We start from the raw sequence: 16,554 nt of genomic DNA, 5'->3' as shown, positions 1-16,554 counted from the left end.
TATTCCCCAGATTCTTCTGGGGAGTGAAATTTTGAGTGGTGCCGTATTGCCAAGGTCTATAACGGCACCGCTAAAATCGACGGTTTTGCTTTTCCGGCAAAAATCCACAGTAACCCTGATTAGGAATTAACACCATGGCTATCGAACGCACTCTCTCCATCATCAAGCCCGACGCAGTTGCCAAGAACGTGATCGGTCAAATCTACGCACGCTTTGAAGCTGCTGGCCTGAAGGTTGTGGCTGCCAAGCTGGTGCACCTGTCGCGCGTGGAAGCCGAACAGTTCTACGCTGTGCACGCTGCCCGTCCTTTCTTCAAGGACCTGGTGGACTTCATGATCTCCGGCCCCGTGATGATCCAGGCTCTGGAAGGCGAAAACGCCATCCTGAAGAACCGTGAACTGATGGGCGCTACCGATCCCAAGAAGGCTGAAAAGGGCACGATCCGCGCCGACTTCGCCGACAGCATCGACGCCAACGCCGTGCACGGCTCTGACGCTGCTGAAACCGCTGCTGTGGAAGTTGCCTTCTTCTTCCCCGGCATGAACGTTTACTCGCGTTAATCCACGCAAGCTTCACAGCATGCTCTCGCTGACGCCAGGGTTTCGCCTGGGCGAAACCGGTGTCAGCGCCGAAAATGCTCACCACGGCGTGGTTCTACAAGGTTGTTTGATGCCTCGCCACCTGCCGATATGACTACCAATTTGCTTGATTTTGACCTCGAAGGCCTGACCGCATACTGCGAGCAGCTCGGGGAGAAGCGTTTCCGTGCAACGCAGCTGTTTCGCTGGATTCACCAGCGTGGCGCCAGCGATTTCGACCAGATGACCGATCTGGCCAAGTCCCTGCGCGAAAAGCTCAAAAGCCGGGCCCACGTTACCGCTTTGCCCGTGGTGACGGAACATGTCTCCACTGACGGCACCGTCAAGTGGTTGTTCGATGTGGGCGACGGCAATGCCGTTGAATCCGTATTTATTCCTGAGGACGATCGCGGCACGCTGTGCATCTCGTCCCAGGCTGGCTGCGCCGTGGGCTGCCGCTTTTGCTCCACGGGGCATCAGGGCTTCAGCCGCAATCTGACCACCGGCGAGATTTTGGCCCAGCTGTGGTTTGCAGAGCACTCGCTGCGCAAGCGCTTTGGCACCGACGAACGCATCATCTCCAACGTGGTGATGATGGGCATGGGCGAGCCCATGCAGAACTACACGGCTCTGGTGCCCGCCTTGCGTGCCATGCTCGACGACCACGGCTATGGCCTGTCGCGCCGCCGCGTCACGGTCTCCACCTCGGGCGTGGTGCCCATGATGGACCGTCTGGCACAGGATGCTCCTGTGGCTCTGGCCGTGTCCCTGCATGCGCCCAACGATCCATTGCGCGACAACCTGGTGCCGCTGAACAAGAAGTACCCGATTGTCGAGCTGCTCGATGCCTGCGTGCGCTATCTGGACTTTGCGCCGCGTGACTTCATCACCTTTGAATATTGCATGCTCGATGGCGTCAATGATCAGCCTGAGCATGCGCGTCAGCTGATAGAGTTGGTGCGCGCGCGCGGCGATGGCAAGAACTGGTGCAAGTTCAATCTGATTCCGTTCAATCCGTTCCCGGCTTCGGGGCTGCTGCGTTCGCCCAATGCTCGGGTGACCGAGTTCGCCAGCCTGCTGAGCAATGCCGGCATTGTGACCACGGTGCGCAAGACGCGCGGTGACGATATCGATGCCGCCTGCGGTCAGCTGGCCGGGGATGTGAAGGACAGGACACGCGCTGCAGAGCGCATGGCCAAGCAGCGCATCATCACCCTCAAGCAGGTGTCTTGAGGGCTAAAACAAAGGGAAGTAAATGAAGGCAGTGGAGCGGCAACCGCGTTGGCAACATTGGGACTTTTGGGCCCGGTGGGGAATTCCGGTTGTGACCGCTGCCTTGATGGGTTGCTCCAATCAGCCTCAGTCGCCGGTTGCGCCGCAGCCTGCGGCGGCCAGCAACTCCTCGGCTTTCCCGGTGGCTGCAGATGCGCACAAGCGCGCCCAGATTCGCCTTGAGCTGGCAGCCAGCTATTTTCAGGCCGGTCGCCTGGATGTGGCTCTGGAAGAGGTAGGCCAGGCGCTGTCGGCCAACCCCAATTACGCAGACGCCTACGCTTTGCTGGGCCTGATCTTCATGCAGCAGCAAGACTGGTCCAAGGCCGATGTGGCCATGAAGAAAGCCTTGGAATTCCATCCCGACGATGGCAACCAGATCCACAACTACGGCTGGCTGCTGTGTCAGCAAAAGAAATTCGATAGCGCTCAGCAATGGTTTGACAAGGCCTTGCAGCAGCCTCGCTATCAGGAGCGCTCCAAGACCTTGCTGGCCAAAGGCATTTGCTATCAGCAGGCCGGCCAGCTCGATGCCGCATACCAATCCATGTTTCAGTCCTATGAGATGGATGCGGGCAATCCGGTCACGGCTTACAACCTAGCCCAGGTGCTGTGGCAAAAAGGCGAGCCTCAGAAAGCACAGTTTTATCTGCGCCGCGCAAATACCAATAACAATCAGGCAAGCGCAGACAGTCTGTGGCTGGGAATCAAGATCGACAGGGCATTGCACGACGACATTGGAGTGCGTCTGGGTGCTGAGCAATTGCAGCGCCGTTTCCCTCAGTCGCGCCAGTGGCTGGCGTATGAGCGGGGAGCCTTCAATGAGTGACGGTGTGGTGGATGAGGTGAATATGCAAAGCGAAGAAAAAGAGTCCGCTCCGGTGACCGCCGGTGCCATGTTGCGCCAGGCGCGTGAAGCCGCCCGTATGCAGCTGCCCAGTATGGCTGCCACGCTGAAAGTGCCCCAGCAAAAGCTGCAGGCCCTGGAAGATGACGATTACGCGGCGTTTTCCGATCATGTCTTCATGCGCGCACTGGCCATGGGCATGTGCCGCAGCTTGCAGCTGGATCCGGCTCCTGTGCTGGCCTTGTTACCACGCACCCAGCTCAAAAGCCTGTCCAATGGCGGCCCGGGCATCAATGAGACCGTGAGAGAGCGTCGCAGCTTCAAGGGCGCTGGCACGCCATTGGGCGGCGGTGAAAATGGCACGCGCAAGGTGGTGGTCGGTGTGGTAGTGCTGCTGGTAGCAGCGGCTGCCGTGTATTTTGTGCCCATGCGCCAGAGTGCCGATGAAGCGTCTACCGTGACACAGGGCACGGACTCGGCGGCTGCTGCAGGTGCTGCCGACGCCGGTTCCGGCGTGGTGCTGGGCGCTGCTTCCATCAGCGGCGAGGCGCCGGCTGGCGATGCGGGAGCATCTGCGGCGGTGGCACCGGTGGCTGCGCCAGCTGCACCGGCAACGACAGCGGCGGAAGCCCCCGCGGCCGATGCATCGGCAGCCGTGTTGAAGTTGACGGCCACAGTCCAGTCCTGGGTCAAGGTCAAGGATGCCAACGGCAAGGTGGTGCTCGAGAAAACTTTGGCCAAGGATGAGTCCGTGACGGCCGACGGCACGCTGCCCCTGTCCGTGATCGTGGGCAATGCCAAGGGCACCAAGGTGACCGTGCGTGGCGAGCCTCTCGATATTGCGAACACACGTGACAACGTGGCTCGCTTCGTGGTCAAGTAAGCGTTCGAGGTAAGCAAAAGTGCAAGATTCCCCCAATTTGCAGCAGCCCAGCCAAGCGATTGCCATCGCCAGCCCGCTGCCGCGCAAGTCGCGTCAGGCCCGTGTGGTGTGGCGCAACAATGTGGTAACTGTGGGTGGCGACGCGCCGGTGCGCGTGCAGTCCATGACCAATACCGACACCGTGGATGCGGTGGAGACCGCCATTCAGGTGCGTCAGCTGGCACAGGCCGGCTCCGAGATGGTGCGTATCACCGTCAACACGCCGGAAGCCGCTGCCGCCGTACCCTATATCCGCGAGCAGCTCGACCGCATGGGCGAGTACGTGCCGCTGGTGGGCGACTTTCACTACAACGGCCACCGTCTGCTGACGGACTATCCGGCCTGCGCCGAAGCCTTGTCCAAATACCGCATCAACCCCGGCAACGTGGGCAAGGGCGACAAAAAGGACAAGCAGTTCAGCCAGATGATCGAGATTGCCGCCAAGTACGACAAGGCGGTGCGCATCGGCGTCAACTGGGGCTCGCTCGATCAGGAAATCATGGCCGAGCTGATGGACCAGAACTCCAAGCGCTCCAGGCCCTGGGATACGCGCCAGGTCATGTACGAGGCGCTGATCACTTCGGCCATTTCCTCGGCCCAGCGTGCCGAAGAGATAGGCATGAACGGCGACAACATCATCCTGTCGTGCAAGGTCAGCGGCGTGCAGGATCTGATTTCGGTGTACCGCGAACTGTCGCGCCGCACCGATTACGCTTTGCACCTGGGTTTGACCGAGGCCGGCATGGCTACCAAGGGCACGGTGGCCTCCACCGCAGCGCTGTCCGTGCTGCTGCAGGAAGGCATTGGCGATACCGTTCGCGTCTCGCTCACGCCCCTGCCGGGCGAAGCGCGTACGCAAGAGGTGGTGGTGGCTTCCGAGATTCTGCAGTCCCTGGGTTTGCGCATTTTTGTGCCCAGCGTCACGGCCTGCCCGGGTTGCGGTCGCACCACCAGCACCACCTTCCAGGAACTGGCCAAGCGCATCGATGACTATCTGCGCGGCGAAATGCCGGTGTGGCGTGCCCAGTACCCGGGCGTGGAAGCCATGAAAGTGGCGGTAATGGGCTGTATCGTCAACGGCCCCGGCGAGAGCAAGCATGCCAGCATAGGCATCAGCCTGCCCGGCAATGGCGAAGCGCCGGCTGCTCCGGTGTACGTGGATGGCGAAAAAACCGTGACCCTGCGTGGCGAGCGTATTGCCGAAGAGTTCCAGGCCCTGGTGCTGGACTATGTGCAGCGCAAGTACGGCGGGCATCCGGCATAGCTGTTTCGGTGCGAAAGCTGTGCCCGCCCTGGCTTTTTGTGCTGCTGGCACAATGAATGCAGATTTCGCAAAAGAATTGATAGCGCCTAGCGCGCTATTCATTTGGTTTTGAGTATTGTTTTGCTTTTAAAACCAAGAGTAGCAGGCGCTGCCAGCTCTTGTTTTGCTAGTACCCGAGTTTGAGAGTTTCCGTGGCTAAAAACGAAAAACTGACCGCCGTCAAAGGCATGAACGACATCCTCCCGCCCGATTCCGCGCGCTGGGAGTGGTTTGAGGGCAAGGTGCGCGATCTGATGAGCCGCTTTGCCTACCGCAATATCCGCACCCCCATCGTCGAGCCCACCGCTTTGTTTGTGCGTGGCCTGGGTGAGGTGACCGATATTGTCGAAAAGGAGATGTACTCCTTTGAAGACAAACTCAATGGCGAACATCTGACCCTGCGCCCCGAAGGCACGGCCGGCGTGGTGCGTGCCATCGTCGAAAACAATCTGCTGTATGAAGGCGGCAAGCGCCTGTTCTACATCGGCCAGATGTTCCGCCACGAGCGCCCGCAGCGCGGTCGCTATCGCCAGTTCCATCAGGTCGGCGTGGAGGCCATGGGCTTTGCCGGTCCCGAGCTGGATGCCGAAGTGATTTTGCTGGCCGCGCAGCTGTGGGCGGAACTGGGCATCACCGACGTGCGCCTGGAACTCAACAGCCTGGGCCAGCCCGATGAGCGCAAGGCCCACCGCGAGGCCCTGATTGCCTACTTCGAACAGCACACCGCCGTGATGGACGAAGAGGCCAAGCGCCGCATGTATTCCAACCCGCTGCGCGTGCTGGACACCAAAAACCCTGCCATGCAGGAAATGGTCAACGCCGCGCCCAAGCTGATGGACTATCTGGGCGATGCCTCCAAGGCCCACCTGAAGGCCGTGCAGGACATTCTGGATGCCAACGACGTGGCATGGACTCTGAATCCGCGTCTGGTGCGCGGCATGGATTACTACAACCTCACGGTGTTCGAGTTCATTACCGACAAGCTGGGCTCGCAAGGCACCATCTGCGGCGGCGGCCGTTACGACTATCTGATCGAGCAAATCGGCGGCAAGCCGGCTTCCGCCGTGGGCTGGGGCATGGGCGTGGAGCGCGTGCTGGAAGTGCTCAAGGAAATCGGCGCCGAGATCCCGCAGCCTGCGGCCGATGTCTACGCCATCATCCCCGACGCATCGGCCCTGCCCCAGGTCTTCAAGACCGCGCACCAGCTGCGCAGCCGTGGTGTGGCCGTGCAAATGCATGCGGCTGCCGGCGGCTCGGCCGAGGGCATGGGTTCGATGAAATCCCAGTTCAAGAAAGCCGATGGATCGGGTGCACGCTTTGCGCTGATCTTTGGCGCCGACGAGCTGGCCGAGGGCAAGGTGACCGTCAAATCGCTGCGCGATGGCGAAGGCCAGCAAGTGCAGCAATCCCTGGCCGAAGTCGCCCAATGGGCCCACAGCCTAAAATCGGCGCTCTGAGGGCAGGGCTGCTTGCAGCCTCCACACGTGTTCCAACCATTAAAACGAAGTCATGGCAACTCATTTAGACCTTGAAGAACAAGAGCAGATTGATCAGCTCAAGCATTTCTGGAACACCTGGGGCACGCTGATCACCAGTGTGCTGCTGGTGGTGTTTGCTGCGCTGGCCGGTTGGAATGGCTACCAGTTCTGGCAAAAGCGCCAGGCTGTGCAGGCTTCTGCGCTGGAATTTGCCGTGACGGCCGCCTTGACCGCCAAGGATCAGACGCGTCTGGATCTGGCTTTCGGCGAGCTCAAGGACAAGTATGCGGGCACCACGCAGGCAGCCCAGTCGGCCTTGCTGGTGGCCAAGACCGCTGTGGATGCCGGCAAGCTCGATGATGCGCAAGTCGCTCTGCTGTGGGTGGCTGAGAAGGGTGCTGACGAGGGCTATAAGGCTCTGGCCAAGCTGCGCCTGTCGGCAGTGCTTGAGCAGCAAAAGAAATACGACGAAGGCCTGAAGGCGCTGGAAGCCGGCATGCCCGAGTCTTTTGCCGGTCTGCAAGCCGATCGCCGTGGTGATCTGCTGGCCGCCCAGGGCAAGGCGCAGGAAGCGGTGGCCCAGTACCAGAACGCCTACAAGGCGCTGGACAAGAATCTGGACTACCGCCACCTGGTGGAATTCAAGCTCAATGCGCTGGGTGCCGCTCCTGAAGTCGTAGCCCTGGTCAAGACAACGCCCTCGGAGAAATAATCTTGAAGACCTTTGCCCATCAAGTGAAATCTGTCCTGCCCGCGGCTCCGCGTGTTCTGGCGCTGACGGTGTTGGCGACGGCTTTGAGCGCCTGCTCCATGTTTGGCAAGGATAAGCCCAAGCCTGCAGACCTGGGCCCCAACCCCGGCAAGATTGCCGTGCATCAGGCCTGGACGGCCAAGGTCGGCGGCGAAGTGCCTCTGGCCATGCCTGTCGCCGTGCAAGGCAATACCGTGGCCGTGGTGGCAAAGGACGGCACGGTCACCGTGCTCGACGCCGTGACCGGCGCACAGACGGCCAAGTTCAGTGCCGGCGAGCCCCTGACTACGGGCGTGGGCAGTGATGGTCAGCGTGCCGTGGTGGTGACGCGCAGCAACCAGTTGGTGGCTTTTGAAGGTGACAAGCAGATTTGGAAGCGCGAGCTCTCGGCTGCGACCTATACCCCTCCGTTGGTAGCGGGTGGTCGCGTGTTCCTGATGGCTGCCGACCGTTCTCTGTCAGCATTCGATGCTCGTACCGGTCGTGAGCTGTGGTCTGCAGAAGGCCCGAGCAACGAGCCGCTGATCCTGCGCCAGCCCGGCGTGCTGATGGCCGTGGGCAATACGCTGGTGGCGGGTGTGTCGGGTCGCTTGGCCGGTGTGGACCCCGATACGGGTTCCGTGCGTTGGCAAGCCCCGCTGGCCAGCCCGCGTGGCACCAATGATGTGGAGCGACTGGTGGATCTGGTGGGCTCGGTCAGCCGTGTGGGCGCCAGCGTGTGTGCGCGTGCCTTCCAGGCTGCGGTGGGTTGTGTGGACACCAGCAACGGTACGGTTCGCTGGACCCAGACGTCCAAGGGCAGCGACGGCATCGGTGGCGATGAGCAAAGCGTTTTTGGCGCTGAAAGCAACGGGACTGTGCAAGCGTGGCGCCGTGAAGACGGCTCGCGCTTGTGGTCGATTGACAAGCTGCAGTACCGCAAGCTGACCGCACCGCTGGTGCTGGGCCGCTCGGTGGTGCTGGCAGATGATTTGGGTACGGTGCACTTGCTGTCGCGTGAAGACGGCTCGGCCCTGACTCGTTTGGAAACAGATAAGGCAGGCGTTGCCACCGCTCCCGTGGTGGCTGGCAACACGCTGGTGGTGGTAAGCCGCAGCGGTACTGTTTACGGCTTTAAGCCGGATTGATAGGTATTTTTCGGAATGAAGCCAGTTATTGCCCTGGTAGGGCGCCCCAATGTGGGCAAGTCGACATTGTTCAATCGGCTCACGAAGTCGAGGGATGCCATCGTCGCTGACTTTGCAGGGCTGACACGCGATCGCCACTATGGTCAAGGCCGTCAGGGCTCGCACGAGTACATCGTCATCGATACCGGCGGTTTCGAGCCCGATGCGTCCAAGGGCATCTTCAAGGAGATGGCCAAGCAGACGCAGCAGGCTGTGGCTGAAGCCGATGTCGTGGTGTTTGTGCTGGATGCGCGTGCCGGCCTGTCCGGCCAGGATCACGAGATTGGCAAATACCTGCGCCGCCTGGGTAAGCCCACGGTGCTGGTGGCCAACAAGGCCGAAGGCATGAAGGACGGCGTCAAGCTCAGCGAGTTCTATGAACTGGGTCTGGGTGAGGTGATGGCCGTTTCTGCGGCCCACGGCCAGGGCACACGCGACCTGGTGGATCTGGCCCTGGGTCTGCTCAATCTTCCCGAGCCCGAGGAAGATGAGCTGGGCGAGGAAGACCAAAAGCCTGTGCGTCTGGCGGTGGCTGGTCGCCCCAATGCCGGCAAGTCCACGCTGATCAACACCTGGCTGGGTGAAGAGCGTCTGGTGGCGTTCGACATGCCGGGCACCACGCGTGATGCGATTTCCGTGCCGTTCGAGCGCAACGGCCAGAAGTTCGAGCTGATCGATACGGCCGGATTGCGCCGCAAGGGCAAGGTGTTTGAAGCCATCGAGAAGTTCTCGGTGGTCAAGACTCTGCAAGCGATTGAAGAAGCCAATGTGGTGCTGCTGCTGATCGATGCCACGCAAGGCGTGACGGATCAGGATGCGCACATTGCCGGCTACATTCTGGAAAGCGGCCGGGCCGTGGTGCTGGGTATCAACAAATGGGATGCCGTGGATGACTACCAGCGCCAGTTGCTGGAGCGCTCCATCGAGTCCCGCCTGTCCTTTTTGAAATTTGCGCCGCTGCACTTCATCTCTGCCCAGAAGCGCCAGGGGATCGAGCCGCTGTGGAAGTCCATTATTCAGGCGCACCGTGCGGCGACCTGCAAGATGCCTACGCCCGTGCTCACCCGCTTGCTCATGGAAGCCGTGCAGTTCCAGACGCCCAAGAAGGTGGGGGCTTACCGTCCCAAGATGCGTTATGCCCACCAGGGCGGCATGAATCCGCCCGTCATCGTGGTTCACGGCAACTCGCTGGAACATGTGACCGAAGCCTACAAGCGGTTCCTGGAAGGGCGCTTCCGCAAGGAATTCAATCTCGTGGGCACGCCGTTGCGCATCGAGATGAAAACCTCTCATAATCCTTACGCCGACAAGGATTAAACAGATACCACGGATTCGGTGAAAACCCTGTGTGCAGGGAGTCACCGGGGCTGTGGTAACGTGTCGGTTTACAACAACACTCTTCGAACACGGAGAATATCGTGAGCAACAAAGGCCAACTCCTCCAAGACCCGTTCCTGAACGCACTGCGTCGTGAACACGTGCCGGTTTCCATCTATCTGGTGAACGGCATCAAGCTGCAAGGCCAAATCGAATCCTTTGACCAATATGTGGTGCTGCTGCGCAACACCGTGACCCAGATGGTCTACAAGCACGCCATCTCCACCATCGTTCCCGGCCGCGCCGTGAATTTCTCTGCTGCAGCTACAGCTGAAAACGAAGCGCCTGCTGCTTGAGCTGCGCTGCGCTGATGCCTCCCGGCGCCGCCGGCGAGGCTCCTCACCCCACGGGAGAGGTATTTGAGTTCTGAATCTTTTGAACGAGCCGCGTCTGCGCCAGTACTGCTGGTCGGCGTGGATTTTGGCGTTCCCCATTTCGATGACGAGCTGGAGGAGCTGGGCCTGTTGGCCCAGACCGCCGGCCTGTTGCCCGTCGCCCGTCTGACCTGCAAGCGAAAGGCGCCGGATGCGGCGCTGTTCGTAGGCAGTGGCAAGGCCGATGAAATCCGCATGCTGGCTGATATGCACGGCGCCAAGGAGGTCTGGTTCGACCAGTCCCTGAGTCCGGCACAGCAGCGCAATCTGGAGCGTCATATCCAGATGCCGGTCAACGACCGCACCATGCTGATTCTGGAGATCTTTGCCCAGCGTGCGCGCAGCCACGAAGGCAAGCTGCAGGTGGAGCTTGCCCGTCTGCAGTACATCAGCACGCGCCTGGTGCGCCGCTGGAGCCACTTGGAGCGCCAGGCTGGCGGTATCGGTGGCCGTGGCGGCCCCGGTGAAAAGCAGATGGAGCTGGACCGCCGCATGATTGACGAGTCCATCAAGCGCACCAAGGAGCGTTTGAAGAAAGTCAAAAAGCAGCGCTCCACCCAGCGCCGCCAGCGTGCACGCCGCGATGTGTTCAACATCTCGCTGGTGGGCTACACCAATGCGGGCAAGTCCACGCTGTTCAATGCCATGGTCAAGGCGCGTGCCTATGCGGCAGATCAGCTGTTTGCCACGCTGGATACGACAACACGCCAGATGTATCTGACGGAGGCTGAAGTATCAGTGTCCCTGTCCGATACGGTGGGTTTTATTCGCGACCTGCCTCACGGACTGGTGGATGCATTCCAGGCCACCTTGCAGGAAGCGATTGATGCTGACTTGCTGCTGCATGTCATCGATGCGTCCAATCCCGGATTCCCAGAACAAATCCAACAAGTTCAAAAAGTTCTGGGTGAAATCGGAGCGGACGATGTGCCGCAAATCCTGGTCTTCAACAAATTGGATGCCATCGATCCCGAGCGTCAGCCTGCCGCGCTGCAGGATGTCTACGAGCTCGATGGTGTACAGGTGCCGCGTGTGTTTGTCAGTGCTCGCTCGGGGCAGGGGCTTGCGCAGCTGCGCCAGTTGCTGGCAGAGCGGGTTTTGCAGGCACGAGAGGAGGCTGGTCGTGCAGAGCAGGAGGCGCGGGGCGATGAGTCCTGGATGCCCCCTGAGTCCGACGAACCATACTAGGGACTTGTGCCTCTTGTGGGCACAATGCCAGCCATGGTCCATGTCTTTTTGAAAATACAGAGACTTCTCGCATGAATTTTTCACAACGCGTCCATCGCTGGGCGGTGCTGCCACAACGTATTCGCGGGATGTTCAATCTGAACGATCCACGCTGGGGTCGTGGCGATAACAACAACGAAGAGAGTCCCCGTCCTGCGGACAATGAACGTCCGGAGCCGCCACCCGCTGCTCCCGATCAGCAACGTCCCCGTCCTCCTTCGTCCCAGCAAGGCCAGCCGCCGGATCTGGAAGAAGTGTGGCGTGATCTCAATCGCAAGCTCTCAGGTCTGTTCGGCGGCAAGCCGGGTGGTCCTGGTCTGCCACCCAGTCGCAATGGCGGCCAGCCTGCCGAGCCTTTCAATGCCGGAAAAGGTGTCTTCCTGATCGCCGGCGTTGCCGTGCTGATCTGGCTGGGAACCGGCTTTTTCATCGTGCAGGAAGGCCAGCAGGCCGTCATTACCCAGTTCGGCAAGTACAAGAGCACGGTGGGTGCGGGCTTCAACTGGCGTCTGCCTTACCCCGTGCAAAAGCAGGAGTTGGTGTACGTGTCCCAGATTCGCTCGGCGGATGTGGGTAGCGACAACATCGTGCGCAGCACCGGCTTGCGTGAATCGGCCATGCTGACCGAAGACGAGAACATCGTCGAGATCAAGTTTGCCGTGCAGTACCGTCTGAGCGATGCGCGTGCCTGGTTGTTTGAAAGTCGCAGTCCCTCCGAGGCTGTGATTCAGGTGGCGGAGTCTGCCGTGCGCGAAGTCGTGGGCAAGATGCGAATGGATACCGCGCTGGCCGATGAGCGCGACCAGATTGCGCCGCGTGTGCGCGAGCTGATGCAAACCATTCTGGACCGCTACAAGGTGGGTGTGGAAATCGTGGGCATCAACATGCAGCAAGGCGGCGTGCGTCCGCCTGAGCAGGTGCAAGCCTCGTTCGATGATGTGCTCAAGGCTGGACAAGAGCGCGAGCGCGCCAAGAACGAAGCCCAGGCCTATGCCAACGACGTTGTTCCTCGTGCCACGGGCTCTGCTTCGCGTCTGACGGAGGAAGCTGCTGCTTACAAGGGCCGCATTGTGGCTCAGGCGCAAGGTGATGCCTCGCGTTTCAGCTCGCTGGTTGCCGAGTATCAGAAGGCGCCCCAGGTCACACGCGATCGCCTGTATCTGGAATCCATGCAGCAGATCTACAGCAATGTGACCAAGGTCTTGGTGGAATCCCGTCAGGGCTCCAACCTGCTGTATTTGCCGCTGGACAAAATCATGCAAGGCGTTGGCGGCAATGCAGCCGCTGCGGCTGAGGCTCCGGCCGCTGCCGGCGGTACGGCAGCCCCTGCGGCAACGCGTACAACACCCAGCCCGGCTGCAGACAGCCGGGCCCGTGATGCCCGCAGCCGTGAACGCGAATCGCGCTAGGAGAATGCAGTGAATCGAATTGGATTTTTTGTCACCAGCATTCTGGTTTTGCTGGCTTTGTTGAGCTCCACCCTGTTTGTGGTGGATCAGCGCCAGTTTGGCGTGGTCTATGCCCTGGGTCAGATCAAGGAAGTGATCACCGAGCCGGGCCTGAACTGGAAGATGCCTCCTCCGTTTCAGAATGTGCGTTACATCGACAAGCGCCTGCTGACGCTGGACAGCACCGATACCGAGCCCATGCTGACGGCTGAAAAGCAGCGCGTGGTCATCGACTGGTATGTGCGCTGGCGCATCTCCGAGCCTTCGGAATACATCCGTAACGTGGGCCTGGATGAGTCGGCCGGTGCCATGCAGCTCAACCGCGTGGTGCGCAATGCCTTCCAGGAAGAAATCAACCGTCGCACTGTGCGCGAGCTGCTTTCCTCCAAGCGTGAAGCGTTGATGGCTGACGTCAAGCGCGAAGTGCTGGAAACCGTTCGCGGTGCCAAGCCCTGGGGTGTGGACGTGGTCGATGTGCGCATCACCCGCGTCGATTACGCCGAGACCATTACCGAGTCTGTTTACCGACGCATGGAAGCCGAGCGCAAGCGCGTTGCCAATGAGCTGCGCTCCACCGGCGCTGCCGAAGGTGAAAAGATTCGTGCCGAAGCCGATCGCCAGCGTGACATCACGATCGCCAATGCCTACCGTGATGCCCAAAAGATCAAGGGTGAGGGCGATGCCGAAGCGGCGCGCGTGTATGCCGAATCCTTTGGCAAGGATCCGCAATTCGCTCAGTTCTATCGCAGCCTGGAAGCCTACAAGGAGAGCTTCTCCAAGAAGAGCGATGTGCTGGTGCTGGACCCCTCGCAAACCGACTTCTTCAAGGCTTATCGCAGCGGTGGCGCTGCTGCCAAGTAAACACCACTTGAGCAAGCTGCTTGAAGCAAAGAACAATGGCCCCTCGTGGGCCATTTTTCGTTAATGGATGATGGAGGCGTAGCAAATGGAGTGGGCTGAAACCTTGTGGCTGGCCTTGGCGCTGGTGCTGATTTTGGAAGGGCTGCTGCCTTTGCTGGCGCCGCGCCAGTGGCGGCAGATGTTCACCCAGCTGATGCAGCTGCGCGACGGGCAGCTGCGCTTTTGCGGACTGCTGTGTATCGCAGCGGGCATTGTTGCGCTTGTCCTGCTGTAAATACCGTCGATAGCGGCCCGGCGATGTCGGCTTAATTTGGAGGGCTAGCCAAAGTCGGTAGAATCACATTTTTAACAGCCTCCCCCTTTCTCCATGTCCGCTTGGGTCCTGCCGGATCACATTGCCGATGTACTGCCCTCTGAGGCCCGGCACATCGAAGAATTGCGTCGAGGACTGCTCGATACTGCGCGCAGCTACGGCTATGAGCTTGTCATGCCGCCCATGCTGGAGTACCTGGACTCCTTGCTCACGGGTACTGGCGAAGCGCTTGCAATCCAAACCAGCAAACTGGTCGATCAGCTCTCTGGTCGCACCATGGGCTTGCGCGCCGATATGACGCAGCAGGTTGCTCGTATCGACGCTCATCTGCTCAACCGCCAGGGCGTGACACGCCTGTGCTATTGCGGCCCTGTGGTGCATGCGCGCCCCGATAGGCCGCGGGCCACGCGTGAGCCTTTCCAGTTTGGCGCTGAAATCTACGGTCATGCAGGCCTGGAGGCCGATCTGGAAGCGCTGCACCTGGCACTCGATTGTCTGAAGGGCGCTGGCGTCAAAGACATCATTGTCGACTTGGCCGATGTGCGCATTGTGCGCAGCCTGCTGGCTGGCGTGATGGCCGATGAGCAGCAGCTGCGTGCCGTGCACGGAGCCCTAGCCTCCAAGGATGCCACCGAGCTGGCACGCCTGACTGCGGATTTCCCGCAGGCCTCGCGCGAAGGCTTGATGGCCTTGCTGCAGCTGTACGGCGGCATGGATGTGCTGGACAAGGCTGAAAAACAGCTGCAGTCCATTGCTGGTGTACGTGAGGTGCTATCGCATTTGCGTTGGCTGACGCAGCGTCTGCAGGGCGTGAAGATCAGCTTCGATCTGGCTGATCTGCGCGGCTACTCCTATTACAGCGGCACGCGCTTTGCGATCTATGTGCCCGGCGGCAGCGATGCGCTGGTGCGCGGTGGCCGCTATGACGAGGTGGGCGCCGTCTATGGTCGCACCCGTCCCGCTGCAGGCTTCAGCCTGGATATCAAACAACTGGTGGCTGTCGTGCCCGAGCGTCCGCTCAAGGCTGCCATCCGCGCCCCCTGGGGTGATGACGTGCAAGTGGCTGCGGCCATTGCCGCGTTGCGCCAGCATGGCGAGACGGTAGTCTGCGTACTGCCTGGGCATGAAAGCGAAGTGGACGAGTTCCACTGCGACCGTGAGCTCGCCAACATCGGTGGGCAATGGGTCGTGCAAGCCATTTAAGGCTTTTGACTAATTTTTCGATTTATCGGATTGGAATATGAATACATCCAAAGGTCGCAACGTCGTCGTGGTCGGTACCCAATGGGGTGACGAAGGCAAGGGCAAGCTGGTTGACTGGCTGACCGAGAGTGCCAATGGCGTGGTGCGCTTCCAAGGCGGCCACAACGCAGGTCACACTCTGGTCATCAACGGCGTGAAGACCGCGCTGCACCTGATTCCCAGCGGCATCATGCGTCCCGGCGTGAAGTGCTACATCGGCAACGGTGTGGTGCTGTCCGTGGGCAAGCTGTTTGAAGAGATCGAAGGCCTGGAAAAGGCCGGCGTGCAAGTGCGTGACCGTCTGCGCGTGTCCGAAGCCTGCCCGCTGATCCTGCCTTTCCACGTGGCGCTCGATATCGGCCGTGAAGCCGCTCGCGAACAAGGCGGCGTGCAAAAGATCGGCACCACAGGCAAGGGCATTGGTCCTTCCTACGAAGACAAGATCGCTCGCCGCGCACTGCGCGTGCAGGATCTGAAGCACCCCGAGCGCTTCGCTACCAAGCTGCGCGAGCTGCTGAACCTGCACAACCACATTCTGGTCAACGTGCTGGGCTCCAAGAACTTCGACTTCGGCGCCGGTCTGGCAGCCTACATGAAGGACGGCGAGATTCAATTCGACGCCGTGTACGAAGAAGCCATGCGCCACGCCGAGCTGCTCAAGCCCATGATTGCGGATGTGTCCAGCGAACTCAATGCAGCGCACGCCGCCGGCGGCAATCTGCTGTTTGAAGGCGCCCAAGGCACGCTGCTGGACGTGGACCACGGCACCTATCCTTACGTCACATCGTCGAACTGTGTGGCCGGCAATGCTGCCGCCGGTGCTGGCGTGGGTCCAGGCCTGCTGCACTACGTGCTGGGCATCACCAAGGCGTACTGCACTCGCGTGGGCGGCGGTCCTTTCCCTACCGAGCTGGAATGGGAAAAAGAAGGTACGCCTGGCTACGTGATGAGCACCGTGGGTGCCGAGAAGGGCGTGACCACCGGTCGTTCGCGCCGCTGCGGCTGGTTTGACGCTGCGCTGCTCAAGCGTTCGGCGCAGATCAACGGTCTGTCGGGTCTGTGCATCACCAAGCTGGACGTGCTGGACGGCATCGAAGAGCTGCAACTGTGCGTGGGCTACGAGCTGGACGGCGAAACCATCGATCTGCTGCCTCTGGGCGCCGACGACATCGAACGCTGCAAGCCTATCTATGAATCCATCCCCGGCTGGACTGATTCCACCGTGGGCGTGACCGAGTACGATAAGTTGCCCGTCAACGCGCGCCGCTATCTGGATCGCATCCAGGAAGTCACTGGTGTGCCAATCGCCATGGTGTCTACCAGCCCAGACCGTGATCACACCATCCTGATGCACAACCCGTACAGTGCCGAGTAATCGGGCTTGGGTTTCAACGT

Annotated in this window: 16 protein-coding genes; all 16 read left to right on the top strand. The window is 60.6% G+C overall.

Features of this window, described 5'->3' with window-relative positions; translation table 11 throughout:
- The first annotated feature begins 134 nt into the window (after nt 1–134).
- The 16 genes from ndk (at nt 135) to EAO39_RS16460 (ending at nt 16,534) form a co-directional block, all read left to right on the top strand.
- Complete coding sequence (ndk, locus tag EAO39_RS16535; RefSeq protein WP_120969498.1) at nt 135–560, top strand: nucleoside-diphosphate kinase; 426 nt, start codon at nt 135–137, stop codon at nt 558–560.
- 129 nt (nt 561–689) lie between these two features.
- Nucleotides 690–1,811 carry a 23S rRNA (adenine(2503)-C(2))-methyltransferase RlmN gene (gene rlmN, locus EAO39_RS16530; protein WP_120971204.1) on the top strand — a complete coding sequence of 374 codons (1,122 nt, stop codon included), beginning with the start codon at nt 690–692 and terminating at the stop codon, nt 1,809–1,811.
- Nucleotides 1,812–1,902: 91 nt separating this feature from the next.
- Entirely contained in the window at nt 1,903–2,679 is a 777-nt protein-coding gene (pilW, locus tag EAO39_RS16525) for a type IV pilus biogenesis/stability protein PilW (protein ID WP_240467036.1), read from the top strand.
- Complete coding sequence (locus tag EAO39_RS16520) at nt 2,672–3,580, top strand: helix-turn-helix domain-containing protein (RefSeq protein ID WP_120969492.1); 909 nt, start codon at nt 2,672–2,674, stop codon at nt 3,578–3,580. Before pilW ends, EAO39_RS16520 begins: the two co-directional genes overlap by 8 nt.
- Nucleotides 3,581–3,599: 19 nt before the next feature.
- Nucleotides 3,600–4,883, top strand: a complete 1,284-nt coding sequence (gene ispG, locus EAO39_RS16515) for a flavodoxin-dependent (E)-4-hydroxy-3-methylbut-2-enyl-diphosphate synthase (RefSeq protein ID WP_120969489.1) — start codon at nt 3,600–3,602, stop codon at nt 4,881–4,883.
- A 227-nt stretch (nt 4,884–5,110) separates the two neighbouring features.
- Nucleotides 5,111–6,379 carry a histidine--tRNA ligase gene (gene hisS, locus EAO39_RS16510; RefSeq protein ID WP_240467114.1) on the top strand — a complete coding sequence of 423 codons (1,269 nt, stop codon included), beginning with the start codon at nt 5,111–5,113 and terminating at the stop codon, nt 6,377–6,379.
- A gap of 52 nt (nt 6,380–6,431) precedes the next feature.
- Nucleotides 6,432–7,112 carry a tetratricopeptide repeat protein gene (locus EAO39_RS16505; protein WP_120969483.1) on the top strand — a complete coding sequence of 227 codons (681 nt, stop codon included), beginning with the start codon at nt 6,432–6,434 and terminating at the stop codon, nt 7,110–7,112.
- 2 nt (nt 7,113–7,114) lie between these two features.
- On the top strand, nt 7,115–8,278 hold the full coding sequence (gene bamB / locus EAO39_RS16500; RefSeq protein ID WP_120969480.1) for an outer membrane protein assembly factor BamB: 1,164 nt from the start codon (nt 7,115–7,117) through the stop codon (nt 8,276–8,278).
- 15 nt (nt 8,279–8,293) lie between these two features.
- Nucleotides 8,294–9,634 carry a ribosome biogenesis GTPase Der gene (gene der, locus EAO39_RS16495; protein ID WP_120969475.1) on the top strand — a complete coding sequence of 447 codons (1,341 nt, stop codon included), beginning with the start codon at nt 8,294–8,296 and terminating at the stop codon, nt 9,632–9,634.
- A gap of 101 nt (nt 9,635–9,735) precedes the next feature.
- Entirely contained in the window at nt 9,736–9,990 is a 255-nt protein-coding gene (gene hfq, locus EAO39_RS16490) for an RNA chaperone Hfq (RefSeq protein ID WP_120969471.1), read from the top strand.
- A gap of 63 nt (nt 9,991–10,053) precedes the next feature.
- The gene (hflX, locus tag EAO39_RS16485) at nt 10,054–11,256 is read left to right on the top strand and encodes a GTPase HflX (protein ID WP_120969468.1); all 1,203 of its coding nucleotides are present in this window, start codon (nt 10,054–10,056) and stop codon (nt 11,254–11,256) included.
- A gap of 71 nt (nt 11,257–11,327) precedes the next feature.
- Nucleotides 11,328–12,704: an FtsH protease activity modulator HflK gene (gene hflK, locus EAO39_RS16480; protein WP_120969465.1), complete on the top strand. Its 1,377-nt coding sequence runs from the start codon at nt 11,328–11,330 to the stop codon at nt 12,702–12,704.
- 9 nt (nt 12,705–12,713) lie between these two features.
- Nucleotides 12,714–13,604 carry a protease modulator HflC gene (gene hflC, locus EAO39_RS16475; protein ID WP_120969462.1) on the top strand — a complete coding sequence of 297 codons (891 nt, stop codon included), beginning with the start codon at nt 12,714–12,716 and terminating at the stop codon, nt 13,602–13,604.
- Nucleotides 13,605–13,689: 85 nt separating this feature from the next.
- Entirely contained in the window at nt 13,690–13,878 is a 189-nt protein-coding gene (locus EAO39_RS16470) for a DUF2065 family protein (protein WP_120969459.1), read from the top strand.
- A 93-nt stretch (nt 13,879–13,971) separates the two neighbouring features.
- The gene (locus tag EAO39_RS16465) at nt 13,972–15,120 is read left to right on the top strand and encodes an ATP phosphoribosyltransferase regulatory subunit (protein ID WP_120969456.1); all 1,149 of its coding nucleotides are present in this window, start codon (nt 13,972–13,974) and stop codon (nt 15,118–15,120) included.
- Between the two features lie 37 nt (nt 15,121–15,157).
- Complete coding sequence (locus EAO39_RS16460; RefSeq protein ID WP_120969453.1) at nt 15,158–16,534, top strand: adenylosuccinate synthase; 1,377 nt, start codon at nt 15,158–15,160, stop codon at nt 16,532–16,534.
- Nucleotides 16,535–16,554 lie beyond the last annotated feature (20 nt).

It is taken from the genome of Comamonas sp. lk (assembly GCF_900564145.1).
GTDB lineage: Bacteria > Pseudomonadota > Gammaproteobacteria > Burkholderiales > Burkholderiaceae_C > Comamonas.
This window is presented reverse-complemented; position numbering and strand designations above follow the sequence as displayed.

Excerpts from the sequence above, each read along its gene's own strand:
- ndk (WP_120969498.1), top strand. The coding sequence starts at position 135 with ATGGCTATCGAACGCACTCTCTCCATCATCAAGCCCGACGCAGTTGCC.
- der (WP_120969475.1), top strand. The coding sequence starts at position 8,294 with ATGAAGCCAGTTATTGCCCTGGTAGGGCGCCCCAATGTGGGCAAGTCG.
- rlmN (WP_120971204.1), top strand. The coding sequence starts at position 690 with ATGACTACCAATTTGCTTGATTTTGACCTCGAAGGCCTGACCGCATAC.
- EAO39_RS16465 (WP_120969456.1), top strand. The coding sequence starts at position 13,972 with ATGTCCGCTTGGGTCCTGCCGGATCACATTGCCGATGTACTGCCCTCT.
- EAO39_RS16505 (WP_120969483.1), top strand. The coding sequence starts at position 6,432 with ATGGCAACTCATTTAGACCTTGAAGAACAAGAGCAGATTGATCAGCTC.
- hisS (WP_240467114.1), top strand. The coding sequence starts at position 5,111 with ATGAACGACATCCTCCCGCCCGATTCCGCGCGCTGGGAGTGGTTTGAG.
- EAO39_RS16520 (WP_120969492.1), top strand. The coding sequence starts at position 2,672 with ATGAGTGACGGTGTGGTGGATGAGGTGAATATGCAAAGCGAAGAAAAA.
- EAO39_RS16470 (WP_120969459.1), top strand. The coding sequence starts at position 13,690 with ATGGAGTGGGCTGAAACCTTGTGGCTGGCCTTGGCGCTGGTGCTGATT.
- hflK (WP_120969465.1), top strand. The coding sequence starts at position 11,328 with ATGAATTTTTCACAACGCGTCCATCGCTGGGCGGTGCTGCCACAACGT.
- EAO39_RS16460 (WP_120969453.1), top strand. The coding sequence starts at position 15,158 with ATGAATACATCCAAAGGTCGCAACGTCGTCGTGGTCGGTACCCAATGG.